Origin of the sequence: Streptomyces sp. P17, assembly GCF_032436805.1 — a bacterium.
GTDB lineage: Bacteria > Actinomycetota > Actinomycetes > Streptomycetales > Streptomycetaceae > Streptomyces.
The window spans coordinates 1-259 of the sequence record NZ_JAVRBF010001078.1 but is presented as its reverse complement, the minus strand read 5'-3'; the positions used below and the strand labels follow the sequence as shown (position 1 = coordinate 259).

The window sequence follows — 259 nt, the reverse complement described above, 5'->3', positions numbered from 1 at the left end:
CCGCCGCCTCGGCCCGCGCGATGCGGACGGCCAGCGCATCATAGACGTCAAGCAGCACGTCGCCATAGCGCGGGTCGTCCTGCATGGTGTCGGGCAGGCCCTGCGCGTGCATCAGACAGACCGGCGCCTGTGACGCCGCAACGATACCCGCCATATCGGGGTCGAAATCGAACCCTGACACATCATTGACCAGCCCCGCCCCGGCGGCCAGCGCCGCCCGCACCACCGCCGCCTTGCGCGTATCGACCGAAATCGGCGC

Annotated in this window: 1 protein-coding gene; it reads right to left on the bottom strand. The window is 69.9% G+C overall.

Annotation, left to right across the window (positions count from 1 at the left end; all coding sequences use genetic code 11):
- Positions 1–259 (bottom strand): dihydropteroate synthase (locus RMT89_RS43985; RefSeq protein ID WP_315889360.1); only part of this gene is annotated, 259 nt, incomplete at both ends.